This window comes from Nitratireductor aquibiodomus NL21 = JCM 21793 (genome assembly GCF_000615975.1).
GTDB lineage: Bacteria > Pseudomonadota > Alphaproteobacteria > Rhizobiales > Rhizobiaceae > Nitratireductor > Nitratireductor aquibiodomus.
In genome coordinates this window covers 38,131-61,254 of record NZ_BAMP01000009.1, presented here as the reverse complement: position 1 = coordinate 61,254, position 23,124 = coordinate 38,131, and the positions used below count along the sequence as shown (strand labels likewise).

The following is a 23,124-nucleotide window of genomic DNA, read 5'->3' as shown; positions in this document are numbered from 1 at the left end:
TCTCTTTCAGATATTAATAAGAGGCAGCGATGCAGTCACTCGGCGCCATAGAATTCCGCCATTTGCGTTACTTCATGCGGGTCGCGCAGGAGCTGCATTTCGGCCGGGCGGCGGAGATGCTGGGCGTTTCGCAGGCGCCCCTTAGCCAGCAGATACGCCAGCTGGAGCAGCGGCTTGGCGTTCGCCTGTTCGACCGCACCACCCGCAGCGTGACACTCACGCCCGCTGGCCGCGTTCTCTTCGAGAAGGCGCAGCAGGTGCTGGTGTCGCTGGAGGAGGGCATTCGAGAGACCCAGGCGGCCGGCGGTCTCTCCTCCGGCCGCCTGCGCATTGCCGCCGTCTATGTCGGCCTCTACAATTTCATGTCGAAAGCCATGCGCGAGTTCAGCCGGCGCAACCCTTCGGTCCTGATCGACATGCAGATCCACACCACGGAAGAGCAGCTTGCGCTTTTGAAGGACCGCAAGATCGACGTGGCATTCGTGCGTCCGCCGCGCACGGCCTCGGGCATTGCCTACCGGGAGATTTACCGGGAGGGGTTCGTCGCCGTGCTCCCGGCAGAATCCCACCTTGCCTCCCGCGAGAGCCTCGAAGTCGAGGATCTGCGCGATGAAAACTTCATCACCTATTCCTCCATCGTCGGCGTGAGCTATCAGGATGTGGTGCTGCAGCATTGCCGCAAGGCAGGCTTCGTCCCCAAAGTGGTGCAGGAGGTCAGCCACACCATGACGGTCGTCGCCATGGCGTCAGCGGCATCGGTGTCGGCATCGTCCCGGCCTGGGTTGTCATGACGCCGATGGAGAATGTGGTTTATCGCGAGCTCCCGAAGTTGCCCAAGGCCGTCTCGCTGGTTGTCGCCTGGCGCGAAGACAGCATGAACCCGTTTGTGCGCGATTTCGTGAGATGCACGCTGGCTGCCGTCGGCGAAACCGGCCACTGAAACCCGCGCATGAATTTCAGGCGCTCGATGCAGGGCTCTCGGACGGGTCGGATTGAAGGGGTTCCGTACTGCCCTGGTATGAACCTGCCACGGGGTCGGACAGTACACGATCGCGGCCCGCCTGCTTCGCACCGTAGAGATGGTCGTCGGCCCGCCTGAGAAGCGTTGCAAGATCGTCGTCGGCGCTCTTGTGAACGATGCCGAAACTCGCCGAAAGATGAACACTCTTCTGATTGATCGAGAGCGTGGTAGAGGAAAGACCGCTGCGCAGACGCTCGGCCAGGTCGCGCGCCCCCTCAATATCCGTGTGCGGCAGGAGCAGGGCAAATTCCTCACCGCCAATCCGGCCGACAATGTCGCTGGAGCGCGCGCATTTCTGCAGCATGTCGCCGAAGGCTCTCAGGGCGGCGTCGCCGACATGGTGGCCATGGGTGTCATTGATCTGCTTGAAGTGATCCAGATCGCAGACGATGAGAGAAAGCGGAGCTCTGCGCCGTGATTTCACATGGCCTTGCGCCTGTTCTTCAAAGCCCCGCCGGTTCAGCACGCCCGTCAGCCCGTCACGGTCCCGGTCGTGCCGCAGCTCATCCATCACGTCCGTCAGGATGGTGGCGAGAACGGTCAGTGCGAGTGCCGCGCCCATGACGGAGAGCGAAAGCTGCAGTGTCTGCCAGAAAAGCGAGTTCCCGGGCGCCACGCTCAGCATCGGCAGTGAGCGCCCTGCGGTCAGGAGGGTTCTGGGAAAGAAGTGCAGGGCGAAGGCAAGCAGCACCCAAAAGAGAATGTGATCAGCCCTGCCGGCATTGCGGGCCGGCAGGATGCGCAATGCGACGATGAAGAGAATGGCACCATAGCTGAAATTCTGCACGTAAATGCGCATCAGAAGATTGGGCTGGATATAGGCGAAATACCATAACAGCGCCATGATTGCGCCCAGCAGGAGCACGCTGGCCACGAGGCCCAGCCGTTTGCCGGCGCGTCGTAACATCCCCTCGCTCGCCAGCACCACGGCGAGCGTATAGAGAAAGCCGGAGAAGAGCGCGTTCGGACCGACGCCTGAGGGCCATTGCAGGACCTGGGAAAGCATCCCGAGACCAAAAAGGGCGCAGGCACCGGCGAGAGTGGCGGAATGCCTGTGACGCCTGTCCACCAACCACACCCATATAAATCCGATTGCAAAGACGAGCATGATCGTTGGACCGATCAAGCCGGTCATGCTGATCGCAGGGCTATTCTCCATTGGGGTATCCAGCATGCTACGAAGCGTCTCGCCATGGGCGCGTCGCTCAAAGTCCCTTCATGCCTTCCCTAATGTCAGATTCATAACAAAGGTTGAAGGGTCGCCGGCGACGCAATCCAGTGTAGTTGTCAAAACTGTTTGAGCCGGCTGCACCAACCGGCCCCGTTTTGAGGCCATTGGCCGATAGGAACTTGTGGGTTAAGGGGGCCGGCAGAGTTCTCGAAACTGGAAGCGCTATGGAAGAGTATCTGATCCTGGCTGCTGCGGCATTTTTTGCCGGCACACTCAACACGGTTGCGGGTGGTGGAACGTTTCTCACCTTCCCGGCACTCGTCTATGCCGGCGTTCCCGTTGTCGCAGCCAATGCCACCAGTGCGGTTGCCGTGTTTCCTGGCTATCTCGGAGGCGCACTGGGCTTCCGTTCCGAACTCGCCGCATTCGACCGCACCCGCCTCCTGCGCATTGCCGGTCTCACGGCCATTGGCGGGCTTGCCGGCTCGCTTCTCCTGTTGGTGTCCTCGAACGAAGCCTTCTCAATGGTGGTGCCATTCCTCCTTGCCATTGCCACGCTCACCTTTGCGTTCGGAGCAAAGATAAAAAGTTTCGCCCGCCGTTTCGGCAGCGGCACGGGTGAAGGCCGGTTCAGCACCATTCTGGTCTCGATTTACGGTGGCTATTTCAATGGCGGTCTGGGCATCGTCCTGCTGGCACTGTTCTCGCTCTGGGGCATGCGCGATCTGAACACGATGAACGGGCTGAAAAACGGTCTGTCCTTCATCCTCTCGGCCATCTCGGTTGCCACCTTTGCGCTCGCCGGCATCGTCGCCTGGCCCCAGGCATTGGTGATGATGGTTGCGGCCACGATCGGCGGTTATGCGGGCGCCCCGCTTGCTCGCGCGCTGCCTGCCTCCGTGGTGCGCGCGGTGGTCATCATTGTCGGGACGGTGATGAGCCTGATCTTCTTTGCAAGGCTCTTTTAGGTCGCGCCCCACACCATGTGCCCACCGCCGATGTCGCGCGCGGCCTGCTGCTGTGGCACATAGTCGAGCCCATGCACGGGGCTTGGCAGGTCCTCGGCCTTTTCCATGAAGGCGCGGCGCGGGCGTGAGGGGTCGGCCACCGGCACCGCCGCCATCAGCTTTTTCGTGTAGTCATGTTGCGGGTTCTCAAAGATCTGCGCCCGGCTGCCCATCTCCACAAAGCGCCCCATATACATCACCGCCACGCGGTGGCTGATCTGTTCCACCACGGCCATATCGTGCGAGATGAACAGATAGGACATGCCCGTCTCGTTTTGGATGTCCTGCAACAGATCGAGCACCTGCGCCTGTATCGAAACGTCGAGCGCAGCGACCGATTCATCCGCCACGATCAGCTTGGGCGAAAGTGACAGCGCGCGGGCAATGCAGATGCGCTGGCGTTGTCCGCCGGAGAATTCATGCGGATAGCGCCGCATCTGATCGGACGAAAGCCCCACGCGTTTGAAGAGATAGGCGACCCGATCATCGAGTTCACTGCCACTTGCCAGCCCGTGGATCTGCAGCGGCTCGGCCACCAGATCGCCCACCCGCATGCGCGGATCGAGCGAGGCATAGGGGTCCTGAAAGATCATCTGCACATCGCGCAGCACGGGCCGCATGGCGCGTGGTGCAAGCCCACGCGTGGAGCGCCCGCCAACGCGAATGTCGCCCTGCCAGGGGATCAGGTTCAAAAGCGCCTTGCCCGTGGTGGACTTCCCACAGCCCGATTCCCCTACCAGCGAAAGCGTCTCGCCGGGCATGATGTCGAAGGAGACACCCTCCACCGCATGCACACGCTGCACCGGGCGTTGAAGGATGCCGCCCTTGATGTCGAAGCGCACGGTCAGGTCTTTCACGGACACCAGCGGTTCGGCGACAGACGGCTTCTCCGGCCCCGTTCCGGGGCGCGCTGCCACGCGCTTCGGTTCTGTGGTGCCGGTCATCTCGCCCAGCCGTGGCACGGCAGCGAGCAGTTCGCGCGTATAAGGGTGGCGTGGTTCTGAGAAAATCACGCTGGCAGGGCTGTGTTCCACCATGCGTCCATGCTGCATCACCAGCACGTCGTCTGCCATCTCGGCCACCACGCCCATATCATGCGTGATCATGATCACGGAGATGCCGAGATCGGCCTGTAGCTTGCGGATCAGCGCCAGTATCTGAGCCTGCACTGTCACGTCCAGCGCGGTGGTGGGCTCATCGGCAATCAGGATCTGCGGGCTTTGGGCAAGCGCCATGGCGATCACCACGCGCTGGCGCATGCCGCCGGAGAGCTCATGCGGATATTGCTTCAAGCGCCGCGCCGGCTCGGGAATCTGCACCTGATCGAGCAGTTCAAGCGCTCGGGCGCGGATCGCTTTTTCAGACAGCCCGCCATGAGCGGAAATCGCGCCAGCCAGTTGCTTGCCGATGGAAAGCACCGGGTTGAGCGAGGTCATCGGCTCCTGAAAGATCATGCCGATATGCCGCCCACGCACCTGCCGCATTTCGGCTTCCGGAAGGGCAAGAATGTCGCGCCCCGCCAGCATGGCGGTTCCGCCTGAAACCCGAGCCATGGGCTTCGGCAGAAGCTGCATCAGCGAAAGCGCGGTCATGGATTTGCCCGAACCACTTTCGCCTGCAATGCAGAGCGTCTTTCCGCTTTCCAGCGTGAAGGACAGATCGTCCACGACCGTGCGCGCGCCTGTTGGCGTGGCCACCTGCACGGTGAGCCCGCTTGCTTCCAAAAGGCCGGTAGCTGAGATGATATCCTTGGCGCGCGCTATGGTCATTGAGCTTCTCACGAGAAAACGATGCGCGGGAAGTAGAACGAGACCACCCAGTTGGGCTGGTCGACGATCTCGCTGATGCGCAGGTCGCCACACACCGAACACAGCATGTAGGCGTCCTCGGCCGAAAGCCCGCGTGTGGCGCACAGAAGGTCGATCATGCCAGAGAGAGCAGCGCGTGCACCTTCCATGAGGTCGGAGCCGATGCCGGTCGTCACCTCATAGCCTTCCGCATCCAGATGCCGCGTGACCGGCCCCGGCGTGGTGAAGCGCGGCATGGCAAGGTTGGCATCCTTCACCACGTCCAGCTTCACCGCCACATTCATCTGGCTTTCGATGGCCGTGCCGCACACTTCGCCATCGCCCTGTGCAGCGTGGGTGTCGCCGATGGAGAACAGCGCGCCCTCCACCTCGACCGGCAGATAGAGCGTGGTGCCCGCCGCCAGATCGCGAATGTCGAGATTGCCGCCCATGCGCCGTGGCGGCACCACTGAGTGGAGACCTGCTTCCGCCGGTGCCAGCCCGATGGTTCCGGCAAAGGGTTTCAGCGGCACGCGGCCATGCTTGCCGAAGGCAGCCGGGGCAAGGCTGGTCGCGTCATAGTTCCACAGCGTCAGCGCCGGGTCCTTGAACTGGTCCGCCAGAAGCCCGAAGCCGGGAATGTTCGCCGTCCAGCCAAAGCCGGACGGTTTGAACGACAGGATTTCCACTTTCAGCGCATCGCCCGGCTTGGCCCCTTCCACATAGATGGGGCCGTTGACCGGATTGACCTTGGAGAAATCCAGCGTGGCGATGTCGTCCACGGTGCTGTCGGGCGAAAAATGGCCGGAGCCGGAATCCAGACACTCGAATTCCAGCGTCGAGCCCGGCGTCACCCGTTCTGCGGGCGGGATCGAATGATCCCACCCGAAATGGTGATGGCGCCCGTGAATGGTGTAGTCGCAGTTACTGCACATCTTTGGCAAAAACCTCGTCATAGTGGACGGGAATGTGCACCGGATCGACGAACAGCTTGTCGTCGCCACCGATGCGTTCGGAGCGAATGGTGAAGCGCTCTTCGTTGAAGATCGGCGCCCAGGGGGCGTCTTCCATGACCTTCAGATAGATGTCGCGCCACATGGCCTCGCGCTCGCCGGCCTTGGCCGGGTCGACCATGGAATCGGCTTCCTGCGCCATGGCGTCGAGATCCTCATTGCAGTACCAGGCCCAGTTCCAGCCGCCCGAGACCGCGCCGTCGCAGCCCAAGATCGGGCCGTAGAAGTTGGAAGGATCCGGGAAGTCGGCAATCCACGCCATGCCGCCCGACCAGATCATCGGCGCCTGATCTTCCTCGCCGCCCGCCGCAATCACATTGGCCTGCGCCAGCGACTTGATCGAGGCGTTGATGCCGATGGCCTTCAGGTCCTGCTGGATCGCCTGCGCGATGCGCGGCTGCGGGTCGGTGTTCATGACGTAGAGTTCGGTCTCGAACCCGTCGGCAAGCCCTGCCTCGGCCAGAAGCGCCTTGGCGGCTTCCGGATCATAGGCATAGCCTCGTAGTCCTTGGCGTAGCCCGGCATGGAAGGCGGCAGCGGCTGGTTGGCGGCAACCGCGCGGCCATTGATGATGCGCAGGATGCGGTCCTTGTTGATGGCCATGTTCACGGCCTTGCGCACTTCCGGCTTGTCGAAAGGCTCCATCTTCACATTCATGGTCACATAGCCGGTGTGGAGCTGGCCGCCCTGAATGATCAGATCCTTGAATTTGGGATCGTTCTTCACCTCGATGAATTTTGCCGGAGGAATGCCGTCGCCCGGCACGTCCACTTCGCCGTTCTGCAGGCGTAAAAGCGCCACCACCGGCTCCTGTCCGACCTCGAAGATGATCTGGTCGAGTTTCGGCACGCCGGGGTTCCAGTAGTCCTCGAAGCGCTCGAAGACGAGGCGCTGTCCGAGCGTCCATTCGGAGAGCTTGAACGCGCCGGAGCCGACCGGATGCTTGCCGAAATCCGCACCATGTTTCTCTACCTCTTCCTTCGGCACCACATGAGCAAAGTTCAGCGCCAGCACATGCAGGAAGGTCGCGTCGGGGCGCGACAGCTCGAATTTGATGGTGTGATCGTCCACCACGGTGATGCCGGAAAGCCCGTCCGCATCGCCGCTGGAGGCTTCCTCAAAACCCTTGATGGAGCCGAAGAAACCCGCACCCGGGCTCTGGGTCTTCGGGTTCACCGTGCGCTCGATGGAGTATTTCACGTCCTCGGCGGTCAGGGCGCGGCCATTGTGGAATTTCACGCCGTCGCGCAGCTTGAAGGTGAAGACCGTTCCGTCCTCGGAAATCTCGTAGGATTCGGCGATCTCGGGGCGTAGCTCCGTCGTGCCCGGCACATAGTCCATCAGACCGTCGAACAGCGATTTGATCATCGACCAGTTCTGCCAGTCATAGCCGATGGCTGGATCGAGCGTGGAGACGTCGTCCTTGTAGGTCACGGTCATGGAGCCGCCCTGCTTGATGTCTTCTGCAAGCGCAGGGGCAAGCACGGCGGAGGTGGAAAGGGCAGCGGCGGCAACGCCGGCCAGAAGCAGTTTTCTCATCTCAAGTGTTCCTTTCTCTGGTGCTGCACATTTTGTTGGTTCTGCATCAGCGCAGCTTGATGCGCGGGTCGATCAGCGGAGTGATCAGATCGGCAAGCAGATTGCCGAGAACGATGGCGCAGGCCGAAACCAGCGTGACCCCCATGATGATGGGAATGTCGACGCGCTGGATCGCCTGCCAGGCGAGCTGTCCGATGCCGGGCCAGCCGAACACGCTCTCCACCACCACGATGCCCGACATGAAGAGCCCGATATCGATGCCGATCATCGCGATAATGGGCAGGATGGCGTTGGGAAGCGCATGGCCGAAAAGCACCTTTGCGCGGGTGATGCCGGTGGCGCGGGCGGTGCGGATATAATCCTGCCTGAGCACGTCGATCAGCGACGAACGCATCATGCGGGAATACCAGCCGGCCCCCAGAAAGCCGAGCGTGATGGAGGGCAGGACGAGATGCGCAAACGTGCCGTAGCCGCCGATGGGGAACCAGCCGAGTTTCACTGCGAAGATGTAGAGCAGCAGAATGCCGATCACGAATTGCGGGGCTGACACGCCGACAAATGAGGCGATCATCAGCGTGTCGTCGGTGCGCGAGCCGCGCTTCAGCGCTGCCACGACCCCCATGGTGAGGCCCAGCACGAGTTCGCAGAAGATCGCGCCCACCATCAGGAGAAGGCTCGCGGGAAGGCGGGAAGCGATGAGTTCGGAAACTTCCGTTTTCTGCAGATAGGAGCGGCCGAGATCGCCGTTCAAAAGCCCGCCGAGATAGCGCAGATATTGCTCATAGAAAGGCAGGTTGAGCCCAAGCTGTTCGCGGATGTTCTCCACCGTCGCGGCAGTGGCACTGCGGCCGGCGATCTGGCGCGCGGGGTCCGCCGGTACGAGATAGAGCAACACGAAGGTCACGAAGCTGATGCCGAGCAGGATCAGCGCCGTCTGGATCAGGCGGCGGGCGACATAGGCAAGCATCAGTGGCGTCCCTGCTGCGTCGGGTCGAGAATGTCGCGCAGCGCGTCGCCCACAAGGTTGAAGGCCAGCGCCAGCGCCAGAATGGCCGCGCCCGGAATGAAGACGAGCCAGGGCGCGGAGGTGAAATAGGTCTGGTTCTCGAAGATGATGTTGCCCCATGAGGGAATGGGCGGCTGAACGCCGATGCCGAGGAAGGAAAGCGTTGCTTCAAGAAGAACCGTTGTTGCGATGCCGAGCGTCGCCCACACGATGATGGTGGACAAAAGATGCGGCAGGATATGGCGGAACAGGATGCGCCCTGCGCCCGCGCCCATGGCGCGCTCGGCCACCACGAAGTCGCGTTCGGCGATGGAACGCGTCTCGGTATAGGTCACGCGGGCGATCTGCACCCAGTTCACCATGGCAATCACCATGGCCACGATCCACAGGCTGGGGCTGAAGATCGCCGCCAGAACGATGGCCAGAAGAAGGGCCGGAAAGGCCATCATCAGATCGGTGAAGCGCATCAGAACGGTATCGACCCAGCCGCGAAAATACCCGGCGGAGATACCGACTGCCGAGCCGATCACCACGGCGATGCCATTGGCCACCACGCCGATGATCAGCGATGTCTGCGCGCCATAGATCAGGCGGCTGAAGAGATCGCGTCCCACCAGATCGGTGCCGAACCAGAACTGCGCGCTGGGCGGCAGCGGCGCGCCCTCGATGGTTAGCCCCTCGAAGAACTGCTCATAGGGATTGTAAGGCGCAAGCCATGGTGCAAACACTGCGGCCAGAACCACCACCGCGATGATGATGAGCCCGGTCAGCGCCAGCGGCCGGCGCACAAGGCGCGCCAGAACCGACGGCGTCGCCACTTGCGTCTCCGTCTCAGCGACCGTTTGTGACATTCGTTCTTCCGTGTGTATCGAAACTTGCTACGATGCCGGCAGCCGCCTTCTCGATGGAGCGCCGCTCGGCCATGGCCGTCTTGCGAAGACGGTTATAGGCGGCCTCGGCATCGCAATTGTGCTTCAGCATGAGGATGGCGGTCGCCTCGGCGACGACCTGTCGCTTGGCGAGCTGGTTCTTCAGGAGGGCAATTTCCTCCGTCTGCGCCGTGCGCCGTCGAAAGCCCTGGCTCGCCACGACAAGTGCACTGTAGAGCCCGGCGCTGCCGATGGGCTTCAGGAGCTGCGCATCCGCACCCTGGCCGATGGTCCAGGCGATGCGCCCGGGTGCCTCCGAACCGATCAGGGCGATCATGGGCATGGGAGCGAGCCCCGGCGCCCAGGGAAACTGCTCGTCATGGCCCATATCGGCATCGATCAGCAGCACGTTGAAATCCCGCATCGCCTCCTGATCTTCAAGCGTCGGCCAGGCCTGTTCGGCGGCAATGCCAATGCGCGCGCATTGCGCCATCAGCGCGTCCACATTCTGGTGCGGCCGGTGCAGGATGAGCGCCCGCCAGCCGACGAAATTGGGTGTATGGGCGAGGGTGGGGCTCATCGCACCACCCTGAGCTGCCGCGCATCGGCGGCCATGTTCGCATAAAGCCGGTCGAGCGGCGTCGCCGTTAGGAACGGGTCGGGCGCGATGGCTTCGGAGCAATGATGCACGATCTCGAAATCGCCATCGGTGCGTGTGCGGCCGATATGGGCGTGGAGGCTGACGTGATTGGTCGCAGGGTCGACGCGCAGCGAACCAAGCGGCGTTGTCGTCTCATGCTCACGGACCGCTTCCAGAACCCGCTGTGCCTCGTCGCTTCCGGTGCGGCGGATGGCATCGGCAATCATCACCACGGCGGCATAGGCCTGAACGAAAAATGCGTCCGCCACCTGTTCAGGATTTTCAGCCTTCATCCGGGCGGCGAAGCGGTCGTTCTCTTCGCTCGCCAGCGCCCGGAAATAGCTTGAAACGGTGTATTGTCCCTCTGCGATGGTGCCGAGCCGTGTGGTCTCGTTCTCGCAGAGATTGCAGCTCACGACAGGGCAGTTTTCCGGCAGGAAAGCCGGGTCTTCCTTTCCGAGCGCCTGATAGGCGGCAAGAAAGGCATAGGAGGAATTGCCGATCAGATTGTTGAGGATGAAGTCAGGCCGCTTCTCCCGGATTTCGTCGATGAGATGGTCGATATCATCATCGCCGATGGGCACGTAGCGTTCGCCCAGAACGCTGCCGCCGGAGCGAGTAAGAATGTCACGGGCAATGCGGTTGGTTTCCCACCCCCAGATATAGTTTGCACCGGTCAGAAAGCCGCGTCCGCCAAAGCGCGGAACGATATAGTCGAGCAACGGCACGAGCTGCTGGTTGGCGCAGGCGGCTATATAGACGAGGTTTTCCGAAACCTCGAAACCCTCATAAACGCATGGATACCACAAGAGGGCATCGAGTTTTTCGACGACCGGGATCACCTCCTTGCGGCTCCATGAGGTGGTGCAGCCGACAATATGCTGCGCGCCTGTCTGGCGGATCAGGTCGCGGCAAAGCTCCGCGTAGCGGTCGGCATTGCCTTTCGGGTCCGCATGATGGGCTTCAAGCTGGAAGGGGTAACTCTCATCGGCATTGATGTCGGCCACTGCCGCCAATGCGCCAAAGTAGCCCTGCTCGGCCGGCCGGCTATAGCCACCGCTACGCGAAAACAGAACGCCGATCGGATAAGTGTTCACACCCGTTCCCCAAAAACGCAAAGGGCCCCGACGGGAACAACAATATTCCCGGCGAGGCCCAGATGCCAAAATCTTATTATGCCTCAAGCCTAGCTGGCGAAATGAAACTGTCAAGCCGCCGCGCGACAATCGCTTCCGGCGAACCCGTAGTTGGCGGAAGCCGTGTTAGGCATGCCCCGTGCGGATTTCGCGTCTCTTCAATGATAATTTATTGACAAAATGTCTGGAAATGTTTTCTTTTGCCGGGAGGGCCGCTCAAGAAAGCGCGGAAACCAAGCGTCTACCTTCGCTCTTGGTCTAAAGACTAGGGCCAGACGCCACCGGGTTCAATGGGGCAAATCGGCCTGTCCTTCAGATGGGAGTTTCTATGCCGCAGCTCGGTCAGGACACGTTACTGGACATTCGTTCGCTGGCCGTCGCCTTCGGCTCGAACCGGGTCGTGGACGATCTGAGCTTCCGGGTCGCGCCCGGCCGCACGCTGGCCATCGTGGGTGAATCGGGTTCCGGAAAATCGGTCACCTCGCTCTCCATCATGCGGCTGATCGACCACATGAACGGAACCATCGCCAGTGGCGAAATCCTGTTCGATGGCGGCAATGGTCCAGTCGATCTGGCGAAAGCCTCGGTCGAGACAATGCGCAAGGTTCGTGGCAAGGACATCGCCATGATCTTTCAGGAGCCGATGACCTCGCTCAACCCGGTCTTCACCATCGGCGACCAGATCGCCGAAGTGCTGATGCTGCACGAAGGCGTCTCGAAGAAAGAGGCGCTGCGTCAGGCCGGTGATTTACTCGAAATGGTGCGCCTGCCCGATGCCCGCGCGCTCCTGTCGCGCTATCCCCACCAGTTATCCGGCGGCATGCGCCAGCGCGTCATGATCGCCATGGCGCTTGCCTGCAAGCCCAAACTCCTCATCGCCGACGAACCCACCACCGCGCTCGACGTTACCATTCAGGCGCAGATCCTTTCGATCATCCGCGACCTTCAGGAAAAGCTCGGCATGGCCGTCATCTTCATCACGCACGACATGGGCGTGGTAGCCGAGGTCGCCGACGATGTGGTCGTCATGTGGCGTGGCCAGAAGGTCGAGGAAGGTCCGGTCGAGCAGGTTTTCGCCAGCCCAAAGCACGCCTACACGCAGACCCTTCTGTCCGCCGTTCCCACGCTCGGCTCCATGGCCGGCGAGAAATATCCCAAGCGCCTGCCGGTTGCTGTCATGGATGGCGAAACGCCCCGCCTTGTGGGCGAGGAACATCTGCAGGACACCGCGCGCTACGACCGGTCCCCGATCCTGAGCCTCAAAAACCTGGAAACCCGTTTCGACATCAAGAAGGGCTTCTTCGGCGGCGTCACCCACCGCGTTCACGCGGTGGAAAAGGTCAGCCTCGACATCTGGCCGGGCGAAACCCTTTCGCTGGTCGGTGAATCCGGCTCCGGCAAATCCACCATCGGACGCACCATCCAGCAGCTTCAGGCCGCGACTGGCGGTGAAATCCTCTTCGAGGGCAAGGCCATTTCCGCCATGTCGTCGGCCGAGCGGCACAGCCTGCGCCAGAAGGTGCAATACGTCTTTCAGGACCCGTTCGCCTCACTCGATCCCCGTCGCACGGTCGGTTTCTCCATAGCCGAGCCCATCGTCACACATGGCCTGATCGAAGGTGCCGCCGCGCGGCAGAAGCGCGTGGATGAACTGCTTGAGCGCGTCGGCCTCAAGGCCGAGCATGCGCGCCGTTACCCGCATGAGTTTTCCGGCGGCCAGCGCCAGCGCATCTGCATCGCCCGCGCGCTCGCCTCACGGCCGAAGCTCATCATCGCCGACGAGGCGCTCTCCGCGCTCGACGTTTCGGTTCAGGCGCAGATCATCAACCTGATGATGGAGCTTCAGGCGGATGAAGGCCTGTCCTATCTCTTCATCAGCCACGACATGGCCGTGGTGGAAAAGGTCAGCCACCGCGTTGCCGTGCTCTATCTCGGCCAGATCGTCGAGGCGGGTTCGCGCGAGGCTGTGTTCGAGCGCGCCACGCATCCCTACACGAAGAAACTGCTCTCGGCGGTTCCCATCGCCGACCCGACAAAGCGGCCCGACCGGCCCATGCTCGAAGGCGAAATCCCGAGCCTGTGCGAAGGGTCGGCGAGGAGCCCGAAATTCAGCCTCTGGTGGAGATTGCGCCCGACCATCTGGTCGCGCAGAGCGCCACGGGCTGATCACTGGAACACAAACGCAAAAGAAACGGAGGACTTTCATGAAACTCGGTAAAACACGCGGCGCATTGCTCGCCGCCGTGCTGGCGGCGCTGCCGTTCGGCGTCATGCCGGCGCAGGCCGCAGGCACGCTCACCATCTCTTCCCCGCAGGATCCGGGCAGCTGGGACCCGATCGACACCTTCCTGGTGAACTGGTCGTCCGTCGCCACCAACATCTATGATGGCCTGGTCTACCGCGGTCCCGATACGAAGATCGTCCCTGGTCTCGCCACCGAGTGGGAAGTGCTCGATGAGGGCAAGCGCATCCGTTTCAAGCTGCGTGAAGGCGTCAAGTTCCACAATGGCGAGGATTTCAACGCCGAGGCCGTAAAATTCACCTTCGACCGCCTGCTTGGCGAAGAAGGCAAGAAGGGCCCGCAGCGCTCCAACTACGCCGTGATCGAGAAGGTCGAGATCGTCGACGATTTCACGGTCGATCTGGTTCTCACCCAGCCCGATCCGGTGCTGATCACTAAGCTCGCCGGCTACGGCGCAATGATCGTGCCGCCGAAATACGTCACCGAGAACGAGGAAGACTTCGTCAACGCAAATCCCGTTGGCACCGGCCCGTTCAAGATGACCTCCTACGAGCCGAAGGTCGGCGTGAAGCTTGAAGCCTTCGCTGATCACTGGGGCGGCGCACCGAAGCTCGACGCCGTCGAGTACCGCTTCATCTCGGAGCCGGCCACCGCCGTTGCCGAGCTGCAGGCCGGCCGTGTCGACATCGTCATTCCGCCGACCATCCCGATCTCCATGGTTCCCACCATCGAGGCTGACGACAAGCTCGAAATCGTTTCCGTCACCAGCCCGACGGTCTATGCCCTGCGCTTCAACACCGGCAACGGCATCACCGCCGATGAGCGCGTGCGCAAGGCGATGATCATGGCCGTGGATCGCAAGGCCATCATCGACGCCGTTCTCGGCGGTCAGGCCAAGCAGATCGCATCCTTCCAGTCGGAACTGTCCTTCGGTTACGACCCGGAAATGGAGCCGCTGCCCTTCGATCAGGCAAAGGCCAAGGAGCTTTTGAAGGAAGCGGGCGTTGCTGCCGGCGCACCGGTCCAGATCGACATTCGCGGTAATGACGCCACCTTCGGTGAAGTCACCCAGCGGTCGCCAGCTACCTGCAGATGGTCGGCCTCAACGCCACCATCAAGCCGTATGAGACCAATGTTCTGCTCAACGACATCATCCCGCAGGCAAGACCGGCGAGATGTTCCAGCAGAGCTGGGGCGGCTGGACGCTTGACTACGACAACACCGCTTACCTGATGTACCACACGGGCGAGCGCTGGAACCCGTATGACAGCGACAAGGACCTCGATGCGCTTCTGGAATCGCAGCGCCCGATGATCGACGTCGACGCGCGCGAGAAGGTGCTGCAGGAGATCGCTCATTATGCGGCCGACCGCGCTCTCGAAATGCCGCTCTACAACCTCAATGCGCTCTATGGTGTCAACAAGCGAGTGAAGAACTTCATCGCGCCGCCGGACAGCCGCATGCGCCTCAACGAGGTTGAAGTCGAATAGTCCTCCCAGGACATGAATGTCGGGGGCGGCTCGTGCCGCCCCCGAAACCGCGAACTTGGCGCGATCCGCAAGCAACTTTGCGGCAGCGCGCAAAATCTATCCCGGAGGCTCTGGTGGCCAGTTTTCTTCTCAAACGCATCCTGCAGGCGGTGTTCGTCGTTTTCGTCGTCACCCTCACGGTGTCGTTCGCCATCCGGCTGACCGGTGATCCCGCACTCATGCTCTCCCAGGGTGCAGGCAGCGTCACGGAAGAAGATCTGGCGAACATCCGTCAGGCGCTCGGCCTCAACGAGCCATTCATCGCCCAGTACTGGGATTTCATCAAAGGTCTGTTCGTCGGCGATTTCGGCCGCAGCTTCCTCGGAGGCACCTCGGTCTCCCTGCTCATTTCCAAGGCTTTGCCGGCCACGCTGGCACTGGCGTTCTCCTCGATGCTGGTCTCCATCGCGATTTCCATTCCGCTTGGCATCCACGCGGCGGTCAACAAGGGCAAGACCGCTGATCAGGTGATCCGCATCCTGTCTCTGGTCGGGCTTTCCTTCCCGAATTTCTGGCTCGCCATCATGCTGGTCTTGGTGTTCTCGGTGATGCTGCAATGGCTGCCGCCTTCGGGCATGGGCGGCTTTGCAAGCTACATCATGCCGGCGGTCACCATGGGCGTCATCCTCACCGCCACCAATGTGCGGCTGGTGCGCACGGCCATGCTCGAGACGCTGCGCTCGCAATACATTCAGGTCGCCCGCGCCAAGGGCCTGAGCGAGGGCAAGGTGCTCTACAAACATGCGCTCAGAAACTGCGCCATTCCGCTGATCACCTATTTCGGCCTCCAGTTCGGCGGCCTTCTGGGTGGCATTGTCGTCATCGAGCGCGTGTTCAACTGGCCGGGCCTCGGCACGCTTGCCTTCGATGCGGTGGCCGGACGTGACTATCCGGTCCTGCAGGCGGTGATCACCGTGCTTTCGCTGCTCATCATCGGCGTCAACCTTCTGGTCGACATCGCCTATGGGCTGGTCGATCCGCGCATCCGCAACCGATAGGAAAGGACGCAATCATGGCACAGGCTGTTTCGCGTTTGCGTCACTTCAAGAACATCGAGTTCATCCTCGGCATTCTTCTTGCCGGAACGATGACGCTTCTGGTCCTGCTTTCACCGCTGCTCTTTCCCGATGGCGGCGAGCAGATCAATCTGACGGCACGTCTCACAAAACCGTTCACCGACTGGGCGCACATTCTGGGCACCGATCCGCTGGGCCGAGATGTGCTGGCGCGTGTGATAACCGGCGGCAAGATCTCGCTTCTGGTGGGCTTCACCTCCGTTGCCGGCGCCGTGGTGGTCGGTGTCGTCATGGGGTTGGTCTCGGGCTATTATCGCGGCTTCTGGGACATGCTCGTGATGCGCTTTGCCGATGTGCAGCTCGCGCTTCCCTTCATCCTGCTTGCCATCACCTTCATCGCCATTGTGGGCGGCGGCATCACCAACACGATCATCCTGCTCATCGTGTCGCAGTGGGTGCAGTATGCCCGCCTTGTGCGCGGCTCCGTCCTGTCGCTCAATGACCGCGAGTTCATCCACGCGGCCAAGGCCATCGGCGTGCCGGATTTCAAAATCCTGTTCCAGCACCTCCTGCCGAACCTCGCCGGCCCGGTTGTCGTTCTGATGACGCTCAATGTGGCCACCAACATCCTTCTGGAAAGCTCACTCACCTTCCTCGGCCTCGGCGTCGATCCGACCATTCCGAGCTGGGGCGGCATGCTGGCTGACGGGCGCACCTATCTACAGAACGCATGGTGGGTCAGCGTCTTTCCGGGGCTTGCAATCCTCTTCACCGTGCTCGGCCTGAACCTTCTTGGCGACTGGCTGCGCGATCTTCTCGATCCAACAGGACGCACAGAAACATGACCGCGATCTTCGAAAAGACCTTCGACCGCACGCTCGACCGTCTGGTCGCCGAATACGCCATTGAGGCATGGCGCGGCGCGGAGCTGGAGGCCTGGCTTTTCGAGGATGAGGCCGCGCGCCGTGCCGCCGAGAAGCGGTTTGCGGCAGCGGGCGTCACCGCCCGGCTTCACAGCGCCTACAAGCCGCTCGTTCATTTTTTTCTGGAAGACGCGCCCCTCGCACCGCGCATCGCCATCACTTATCCGGTAAGCCCTGCCGCTGCCGAACAGCGCTTCCTGCTGGAGGCCTATCCGCTTGCCGGTATGGTGGGTGAGGCGGAAATCGCCTTCACCCCCGCTCCGGTCGATGGCCCGCTCGAATATGGCGTTGAGATAACGGCGGCGGATGGCTCCGTTTCGCGCCATGCGGTCTTCGCGCCCAACCGGCTTGCCGAAGATCACATTGGCGAAAAGCTTCTCTCGCCCTGTGGCTGGCTTCGCGTGCGTCACCCGGATGGCCGCATTGTTGATGAAGCGCTCGCAACCGATTTCGAGCGTCTCTTCCACGAAACGATGGCCGCCATCGATGCCCACCCGTGGGGTGAGGAAGAGCCATTCTTCGACGCGCTTCACATCCGTGTTTCCATGCCGGGTGCGGACCGGCGGCTCCCGGTCGGCGAAGAGGCGATCAGCGTGCACGAAGCGCTGCACGAGGACTTCTATTTCTCGCTGCTTGAACTCTTCCAGAAGAAGTCGGGCCGCAAGCTTGGGTCGCGTGGGCTCCAGCCCGGTCAGATCATCCCCACGATTTCGGCCGGCGAAGGACCGCTCACCGTCAATGTCGAAACCCGACCGCTGACCACCGAACCCGCGCTCTGGCCGGCGCAGCCGTTGCATGAGGCCACGGGACCATTCTCCGTCTCGATGGTTGCCGAGACGCTTGAAAAGATCGGCGGCGAGGCGTTCGAGGTTTCATCGCGTTCCGGCCGCGCTGTCCCGGCGCGCCATGTGCGCGGAACCGATCATCCGATCATGCTGAGCGGCGGACAGCATCCCAACGAGATTTCCGGTGTCGCAGGCGCGTTGCGCGGTGCTTCGCTGCTTTCCGAGCGTGAAGGCGCGCATTTCACGGTTTCGCCACTCGAAAATCCGGACGGTTATGCGCTGCATTATGCGCTGTGCCAGAGCCAGCCGCACCACATGCACCACGCCGCCCGTTACACAGCTCTTGGCGACGATCTCGAATACCGCGAGACCGAACCGCTTTATGAAAAATCCATTCGCCGCGAAGCCTATTCACGAACGAAGGCCACGCTCCACGTCAATCTGCACGGCTATCCCGCGCATGAATGGACGCGACCGCTGACGGGTTACATTCCGCGTGGTTTCGAGATGTGGACGGTGCCAAAGGGCTTTTTCCTGGTCGCCCGCCACCAGCCCGGTTGGGCCGAGCGCACCCGTCTCCTCATCGAAAAGGTGACGGCTGAACTTGCAAAGGTTCCGGGCCTCGTCGCCTTTAATGAAGCGCAGATCCGGCTTTATGAAATCCACGCCGGCGCGCTTCAGTTCGAGGTTTTGAACGGCTTCCCGATCACCATCACGGAAGTCGACCGCCACGACGCACCGATGACGCTCATCACCGAATATCCGGACGAGACGGTCTATGGTGATGCGTTTCGGCTCGCCCATGAAGCGCAGACCCAAACGGTGCTCGCCGCCTATGACGCGCTTCAGGAAATGATGGCGGAGAGCCTGATGGTTTAGAGCATCGGACCGAAAAGTGGAATCCGGTTTTCGGATTACTCCGATGCTCCAACTATAGACTACCTAGATCGTCCTTTGTGCGTCCGGATGGACGCATGGCGATCTAGGTCTGATCGGCCTTCTTGGCCGCCGCCTCGCTGTGCCAGGCGTGGTCGATGGAGCCTTCTTCGGCCTTGTGAAAATATTGCGAGCAGACGAGCCAGCCCTTGAGTGGGCGCAAAAGCGCCATGCAGCTCAGGATCGTCAATGGCACCGTGGTGAACACATGCACCCATAGCGGCAACTCAAACGCCATCTGGAACCAGACGCCGAAGGCGAGCGCGGGAACGGCGGCAATGGTCATGGCGAAGAAGGCCGGACCGTCGGCCGGATCGGCGAAGGAGTAGTCGAGCCCGCAGACTTCGCAGCTTTCCGCGAGCTGGAGATAGCCTTTGAAGATGTGGCCCTGCTGGCATTGCGGGCAGCGGCCGAGGGTCCCCGTCAGCATCGGGTTGTCGGTGGGTGTATACTGGGCGTTCTTCATCGCGGCCTCTCCATTTCAGGATGCAGTTTCATCGAAAGAAGACTGCGTGGCCATGTGACAATTCAGCTTGCGACAAAATTGCCGAAAAGTCCCGGGAATTCCGGAATTCGAAGGGAAACGCGGTCGTTTCCTCGAAAACGACGTCATTTTACGCCAAAAGATTCTGCCCGTGAAAATCATCTTTCGCGGCTTCCGCTTCGGTCTTGATGAAGTCCGTCAGCATCCGAATGCGCGGTGTGTGAGCGACGTCCTGATGGGCGATGCACCAGTAATAGCGTTCGAGATGAATCTCCTTCGGAATGACTGGGACAAGGTCGGGATAATGCCGCGCCATGAAGTTCGGCATCACGCATAACCCCAGCCCCTTTCGCGTGGCGGCAAGCTGCGCATGAATGCTGGAGCTCTGATAGAAGGCACGGGCGCCCGGCAGAATCTCCCGATGGTAATCGAGGCCGGGCGTGAAGATCATGTCTTCGATGTAACCGATGATGCGGTGGGAGGCCAGGTCGGACCTCCGGCGCACCGGCGGGTGGCTTTCAAGATATTCCCGTGTCCCATAAAGAAACAGCCGGTACATGGTGATTTTTTCATAGTGATGTGAGCCCGCCCGGTTGGTGGACAGGGTCACCGACATGTCCGCCTCGCGCCGCGACAGTGAAACGATCTGCTGGATAATGAGGAGCTCGATCGACAGAGAGGGCAGGGAGCTGGCGAGATCGGGCAGGCGGTCGGCCAGGAAGAAATTGCCGAACCCTTCCAGCGTGCTGATGCGCACAACGCCGCTGACCGAGGTGGCGTCACCTGCGAGTTCGCTCTGCACGTGAGCGGCTTCGCGCTCGATCACTTCGGCCCGCTCCACCATCTTTTCGCCGGCCGCCGTCAGAAGATAGCCGCGCGGGTTGCGCTCGAAGAGCCGTGTTCCCAGCGCCTGTTCAAGCCTGTCGATGCGGCGCGAAACCGTGGCGTGATTGGTCCGCAGCTTGCGCGCCGCCGCCGAAAGCTGCCCCGTTCGCGCGACGGCAAGGAAATACTGCAGGTCGTCCCAGGAAAATGGTCGCATCGCTCTGTACGTTTTTGCACCGTATTTGTGCAAAAATAATGAGTTGTGTACGGAAAGGTCAATGCTATGACTATAGGCATGGTCGTGCATGAGGGAAGGGAGGCCCGGTTCGCACCGGCTCCAGCCCCCAGAATTGCCATGCCGATTTCCTGCAGGGAGATGTGCGGAGGAGCACGAGCACGCCCTGCGGTTCAGGATAACCGCTTCCGGGCGCGCTGCGCTGGCTTGCGGATCACCGTTTTGGGAGGAGAAATCGATTATGAAGTTACTTGCGCTTGCATCCATGGCCCTGATGACGGCCACCGCCATTCCGGCTATGGCCCAGGTTTCCGATGAAAAGGTGAAGATCGGCATCCTGAACGACCAGTCGGGTGTCTATGCCGACTTTGGTGGAAAGTGGTCTTATGAGGCCGCGCTGATGGCGGTCGAGGATTTCGGCGGCACGGTTCTCGACAAGCCCATTGAGGTCATCACCGCCGATCACCAGAACAAGCCCGATATTGCCGCCAACATCGCCCGCCAGTGGTATGATACCGAACAGGTGGATGCGATCATGGAACTGACCACCTCGTCGGTGGCTCTGGCCGTGCAGGGCATCTCGAAAGAGAAGAAGAAGATCAACATGGTCACCGGCGCGGCGACCACGGAACTGACCGGCGCACAGTGCTCGCCCTACGGTTTCCACTGGGCCTATGATACGCATGCTCTCGCGGTCGGCACCGGCGGCGCACTGGTGGAACAGGGTGGCGACACCTGGTTCTTCCTGACTGCCGACTATGCGTTCGGCTATTCGCTGGAAGAGCAGACCGGCAATTTCGCCAAGTCCAAGGGCGGTGAGATTTTGGGTGCCGTGCGCCATCCGCTCGCCACCACCGACTTTTCGTCCTTCCTCCTGCAGGCTCAGGCCTCGGGCGCCAAGGTGATCGGTCTGGCGAACGCCGGTCTCGATACGGCGAACGCCATCAAGCAGGCTGCGGAGTTCGGCATCGTTGCCGGCGGGCAGCGCCTTGCAGCCCTTCTGTTCACACTGGCCGAGGTTCATGGCCTTGGCCTTGAAGCCGCGCAGGGCCTGACACTGACGGAAGGCTTTTACTGGGACCGTGATGATGAATCGCGTGAGTTCAGCCGGCGCTATTACGAGCGCACGAACCGCATGCCCAACATGATCCAGGCGGGAACCTACTCGGCGGTGACCCAGTATTTGAAGGCCATCAAGGAAGCCGGCACTGATGAGACGGACGCCGTTGCCAAGCTTCTGCACGAGATGAAGGTAGACGACCTCTTCGCCCGTGATGCGGCGGTGGGTGCCAATGGGCGTCTCTTGAACGACATGTATCTGATGGAAGTGAAGAAGCCCGCCGACAGCAAGGAACCGTGGGACTACTACAACGTCCTTGCCACCATTCCGGGCGAGGAAGCCTACATCAAACCGTCTGAAAGCGGCTGCTCCCTGGTCAGCCAGTGACGGAGGTTGCCATGACCGAAGCGCCGGTTTCCGGCGCCGCCAGTGATGCAGAGCCGCGGGTGGTGCTTTCCGCCCGCGGTCTGCGGCGTGACTTCGCCGGGTTCGTCGCCGTCAAGGATGTCGATCTCGACGTACGGCACGCGAAGATTCACGCGCTGATCGGCCCGAACGGGGCCGGCAAGACAACCGTTTTTAATCTTCTGACCAAGTTTCTGGCGCCCAGTGCCGGGCGCATTGAGTTCATGGGGCGCGACATCACCAGCACCCCGCCCGCCAGGGTGGCGCGGCTGGGGCTGGTGAGGTCGTTCCAGATCTCGGCTATCTTTCCGCATCTGAGCGTGCTCGACAATGTGCGTGTCGCGCTGCAGCGTCCGGGCGGGCTCGGCTATCAGTTCTGGCGCTCGCGCGGCAGCCTCGACCTCTTGACCCCACGCGCGGAACAATTGCTGGAGACGGTCGGGCTTCAGAATGAACGCAACAGGATGGCCGGCGATCTCTCCTATGGCCGCAAGCGGGTTCTGGAAATTGCCACCACGCTGGCGCTCGATCCGAAAGTGCTGCTGCTCGACGAACCGATGGCCGGCATGGGCCATGAAGACGTTGAGACGGTCGCGACATCATCCGCGATGTGGCGAAGGATCGCGCAGTCCTCATGGTCGAGCACAATCTCAAGGTCGTTGCCGATCTCTGTGACTGGATCACGGTGCTTCAGCGTGGCGAAATCATCGCCGCCGGCGATTACGCGACCGTGAGCCAGGACGAACAGGTGAAGGTGGCCTATATGGGGACGGCCTATGACGAGTGAGCACGGCAAAAAGCCGCTTCTTTCCGTCCGCGATCTGCATGCCTGGTATGGCGAGAGCCACGCACTGCACGGTGTGAACCTCGACGTGGCGGAGAGCGAAACCGTCACGCTGCTTGGCCGCAATGGCGTCGGCAAGACGACGACGCTGCGCGCGATCATGGGCATTATCCGCAAGTGCAAGGGCGTGATCGACTTTGCGGGGCAGGATCTGATCCGCACGCCGCTGCATCGCACGGCGCATGCCGGGCTTGGCTTCGTGCCCGAAGAGCGCGGCATCTTCGCCACGCTGTCGGTGGACGAGAACCTGCTTCTGCCGCCTGTTGTCTCTGACGGGGGCATGAGCATTGACGAAATCTTCGAGCTGTTCCCCAATCTGAAGGAACGGCGCAACAGCCAGGGCACGAAGCTTTCCGGCGGCGAACAACAGATGCTGGCCATTGCCCGTATGCTGCGCACTGGCGTGAAGCTGCTCTTGCTTGACGAACCGACTGAAGGCTTGCGCCCGTGATCGTGGAGCGCATCGGCGAGGTGCTGGCAACGCTCAAGGCGCGCGGCATGACGATCCTGCTGGTTGAGCAGAATTTCCGTTTTGCAAGCCGCGTTGCCGATCGCTTCTACCTGATGGAACACGGCCAGATCACCGCGAGCTTCCCGGCATCCGAGCTGGATCAGCGCATGGAGGAATTGCACGAGGTGATTGGAGTTTGA

14 protein-coding genes and 6 pseudogenes are annotated in these 23,124 nt (G+C 61.5%); 10 read left to right on the top strand and 10 right to left on the bottom strand.

The window, feature by feature from the left end; translation table 11 throughout:
- Positions 1-29 precede the first annotated feature (29 nt).
- Positions 30-940, top strand: a pseudogene (locus JCM21793_RS24115) (LysR substrate-binding domain-containing protein).
- Positions 941-956: 16 nt separating this feature from the next.
- Here the strand turns inward: JCM21793_RS24115 and JCM21793_RS04425 are convergent.
- The gene (locus JCM21793_RS04425) at positions 957-2,180 is read right to left on the bottom strand and encodes a GGDEF domain-containing protein (RefSeq protein WP_025029582.1); all 1,224 of its coding nucleotides are present in this window, start codon (positions 2,178-2,180) and stop codon (positions 957-959) included.
- A 236-nt stretch (positions 2,181-2,416) separates the two neighbouring features.
- On the opposite strand from JCM21793_RS04425, the gene JCM21793_RS04420 reads away from it, so the two are divergent.
- Positions 2,417-3,160: a sulfite exporter TauE/SafE family protein gene (locus JCM21793_RS04420; protein WP_025029581.1), complete on the top strand. Its 744-nt coding sequence runs from the start codon at positions 2,417-2,419 to the stop codon at positions 3,158-3,160.
- Here the strand turns inward: JCM21793_RS04420 and JCM21793_RS04415 are convergent.
- The 7 genes and pseudogenes from JCM21793_RS04415 to JCM21793_RS04385 all read right to left on the bottom strand — a co-directional run bounded on the left by JCM21793_RS04415 (position 3,157) and on the right by JCM21793_RS04385 (position 11,150).
- The gene (locus JCM21793_RS04415; RefSeq protein WP_025029580.1) at positions 3,157-4,968 is read right to left on the bottom strand and encodes an ABC transporter ATP-binding protein; all 1,812 of its coding nucleotides are present in this window, start codon (positions 4,966-4,968) and stop codon (positions 3,157-3,159) included. The two genes, JCM21793_RS04420 and JCM21793_RS04415, sit on opposite strands and share 4 nt — an antisense overlap.
- A gap of 8 nt (positions 4,969-4,976) precedes the next feature.
- Positions 4,977-5,921: an acetamidase/formamidase family protein gene (locus JCM21793_RS04410; protein WP_025029579.1), complete on the bottom strand. Its 945-nt coding sequence runs from the start codon at positions 5,919-5,921 to the stop codon at positions 4,977-4,979.
- Positions 5,911-7,538 (bottom strand): annotated as a pseudogene (locus JCM21793_RS24110) (ABC transporter substrate-binding protein). The gene JCM21793_RS04410 and the pseudogene JCM21793_RS24110 overlap by 11 nt, the downstream one beginning before the upstream one ends.
- A gap of 46 nt (positions 7,539-7,584) precedes the next feature.
- Entirely contained in the window at positions 7,585-8,505 is a 921-nt protein-coding gene (locus tag JCM21793_RS04400) for an ABC transporter permease (RefSeq protein WP_025029578.1), read from the bottom strand.
- Positions 8,505-9,395, bottom strand: coding sequence for an ABC transporter permease (locus JCM21793_RS04395; protein WP_025029577.1), 891 nt, complete (start codon positions 9,393-9,395; stop codon positions 8,505-8,507). Before JCM21793_RS04395 ends, JCM21793_RS04400 begins: the two co-directional genes overlap by 1 nt.
- On the bottom strand, positions 9,376-9,993 hold the full coding sequence (locus JCM21793_RS04390) for an ANTAR domain-containing response regulator (protein WP_025029576.1): 618 nt from the start codon (positions 9,991-9,993) through the stop codon (positions 9,376-9,378). Before JCM21793_RS04390 ends, JCM21793_RS04395 begins: the two co-directional genes overlap by 20 nt.
- Entirely contained in the window at positions 9,990-11,150 is a 1,161-nt protein-coding gene (locus tag JCM21793_RS04385) for a transporter substrate-binding domain-containing protein (RefSeq protein ID WP_025029575.1), read from the bottom strand. The genes JCM21793_RS04390 and JCM21793_RS04385 overlap by 4 nt, the downstream gene beginning before the upstream one ends.
- Before the next feature lie 367 nt (positions 11,151-11,517).
- Between JCM21793_RS04385 and JCM21793_RS24105 the strand changes: the two are divergent.
- From JCM21793_RS24105 to JCM21793_RS04360, 5 genes and pseudogenes are all read left to right on the top strand, one after another.
- A pseudogene (locus tag JCM21793_RS24105) lies at positions 11,518-13,355 on the top strand (ABC transporter ATP-binding protein).
- Positions 13,356-13,393: 38 nt separating this feature from the next.
- A pseudogene (locus tag JCM21793_RS24100) lies at positions 13,394-14,921 on the top strand (ABC transporter substrate-binding protein).
- A 113-nt stretch (positions 14,922-15,034) separates the two neighbouring features.
- Positions 15,035-15,958: an ABC transporter permease gene (locus JCM21793_RS04370; RefSeq protein ID WP_025029574.1), complete on the top strand. Its 924-nt coding sequence runs from the start codon at positions 15,035-15,037 to the stop codon at positions 15,956-15,958.
- 14 nt (positions 15,959-15,972) lie between these two features.
- Positions 15,973-16,821, top strand: a complete 849-nt coding sequence (locus JCM21793_RS04365; protein ID WP_007006872.1) for an ABC transporter permease — start codon at positions 15,973-15,975, stop codon at positions 16,819-16,821.
- The gene (locus tag JCM21793_RS04360; RefSeq protein WP_025029573.1) at positions 16,818-18,563 is read left to right on the top strand and encodes a M14 family metallopeptidase; all 1,746 of its coding nucleotides are present in this window, start codon (positions 16,818-16,820) and stop codon (positions 18,561-18,563) included. Before JCM21793_RS04365 ends, JCM21793_RS04360 begins: the two co-directional genes overlap by 4 nt.
- Before the next feature lie 103 nt (positions 18,564-18,666).
- Here the strand turns inward: JCM21793_RS04360 and JCM21793_RS04355 are convergent, their stop codons facing one another.
- Together JCM21793_RS04355 and JCM21793_RS04350 are read right to left on the bottom strand one after the other, a co-directional pair.
- On the bottom strand, positions 18,667-19,086 hold the full coding sequence (locus tag JCM21793_RS04355; RefSeq protein WP_007006874.1) for a DUF983 domain-containing protein: 420 nt from the start codon (positions 19,084-19,086) through the stop codon (positions 18,667-18,669).
- 148 nt (positions 19,087-19,234) lie between these two features.
- Positions 19,235-20,146, bottom strand: coding sequence for a LysR family transcriptional regulator (locus JCM21793_RS04350; protein WP_007006875.1), 912 nt, complete (start codon positions 20,144-20,146; stop codon positions 19,235-19,237).
- 259 nt (positions 20,147-20,405) lie between these two features.
- On the opposite strand from JCM21793_RS04350, the gene JCM21793_RS04345 reads away from it, so the two are divergent.
- The 3 genes and pseudogenes from JCM21793_RS04345 (at position 20,406) to JCM21793_RS24090 (ending at position 23,124) form a co-directional block, all read left to right on the top strand.
- Entirely contained in the window at positions 20,406-21,611 is a 1,206-nt protein-coding gene (locus tag JCM21793_RS04345) for an ABC transporter substrate-binding protein (RefSeq protein WP_025029572.1), read from the top strand.
- Positions 21,612-21,622: 11 nt separating this feature from the next.
- Positions 21,623-22,416 (top strand): annotated as a pseudogene (locus tag JCM21793_RS24095) (ABC transporter ATP-binding protein).
- Positions 22,406-23,124 (top strand): annotated as a pseudogene (locus JCM21793_RS24090) (ABC transporter ATP-binding protein). Before JCM21793_RS24095 ends, JCM21793_RS24090 begins: the two co-directional pseudogenes overlap by 11 nt.

Bases quoted from the DNA above. Each gene is read 5' to 3' on its own strand.
- JCM21793_RS04345 (WP_025029572.1), top strand. From the start codon at position 20,406: ATGAAGTTACTTGCGCTTGCATCCATGGCCCTGATGACGGCCACCGCC.
- JCM21793_RS04415 (WP_025029580.1), bottom strand. From the start codon at position 4,968: ATGACCATAGCGCGCGCCAAGGATATCATCTCAGCTACCGGCCTTTTG.
- JCM21793_RS04360 (WP_025029573.1), top strand. From the start codon at position 16,818: ATGACCGCGATCTTCGAAAAGACCTTCGACCGCACGCTCGACCGTCTG.
- JCM21793_RS04395 (WP_025029577.1), bottom strand. From the start codon at position 9,395: ATGTCACAAACGGTCGCTGAGACGGAGACGCAAGTGGCGACGCCGTCG.
- JCM21793_RS04390 (WP_025029576.1), bottom strand. From the start codon at position 9,993: ATGAGCCCCACCCTCGCCCATACACCCAATTTCGTCGGCTGGCGGGCG.
- JCM21793_RS04355 (WP_007006874.1), bottom strand. From the start codon at position 19,086: ATGAAGAACGCCCAGTATACACCCACCGACAACCCGATGCTGACGGGG.
- JCM21793_RS04410 (WP_025029579.1), bottom strand. From the start codon at position 5,921: ATGTGCAGTAACTGCGACTACACCATTCACGGGCGCCATCACCATTTC.
- JCM21793_RS04425 (WP_025029582.1), bottom strand. From the start codon at position 2,180: ATGGAGAATAGCCCTGCGATCAGCATGACCGGCTTGATCGGTCCAACG.
- JCM21793_RS04365 (WP_007006872.1), top strand. From the start codon at position 15,973: ATGGCACAGGCTGTTTCGCGTTTGCGTCACTTCAAGAACATCGAGTTC.
- JCM21793_RS04400 (WP_025029578.1), bottom strand. From the start codon at position 8,505: ATGCTTGCCTATGTCGCCCGCCGCCTGATCCAGACGGCGCTGATCCTG.
- JCM21793_RS04350 (WP_007006875.1), bottom strand. From the start codon at position 20,146: ATGCGACCATTTTCCTGGGACGACCTGCAGTATTTCCTTGCCGTCGCG.
- JCM21793_RS04420 (WP_025029581.1), top strand. From the start codon at position 2,417: ATGGAAGAGTATCTGATCCTGGCTGCTGCGGCATTTTTTGCCGGCACA.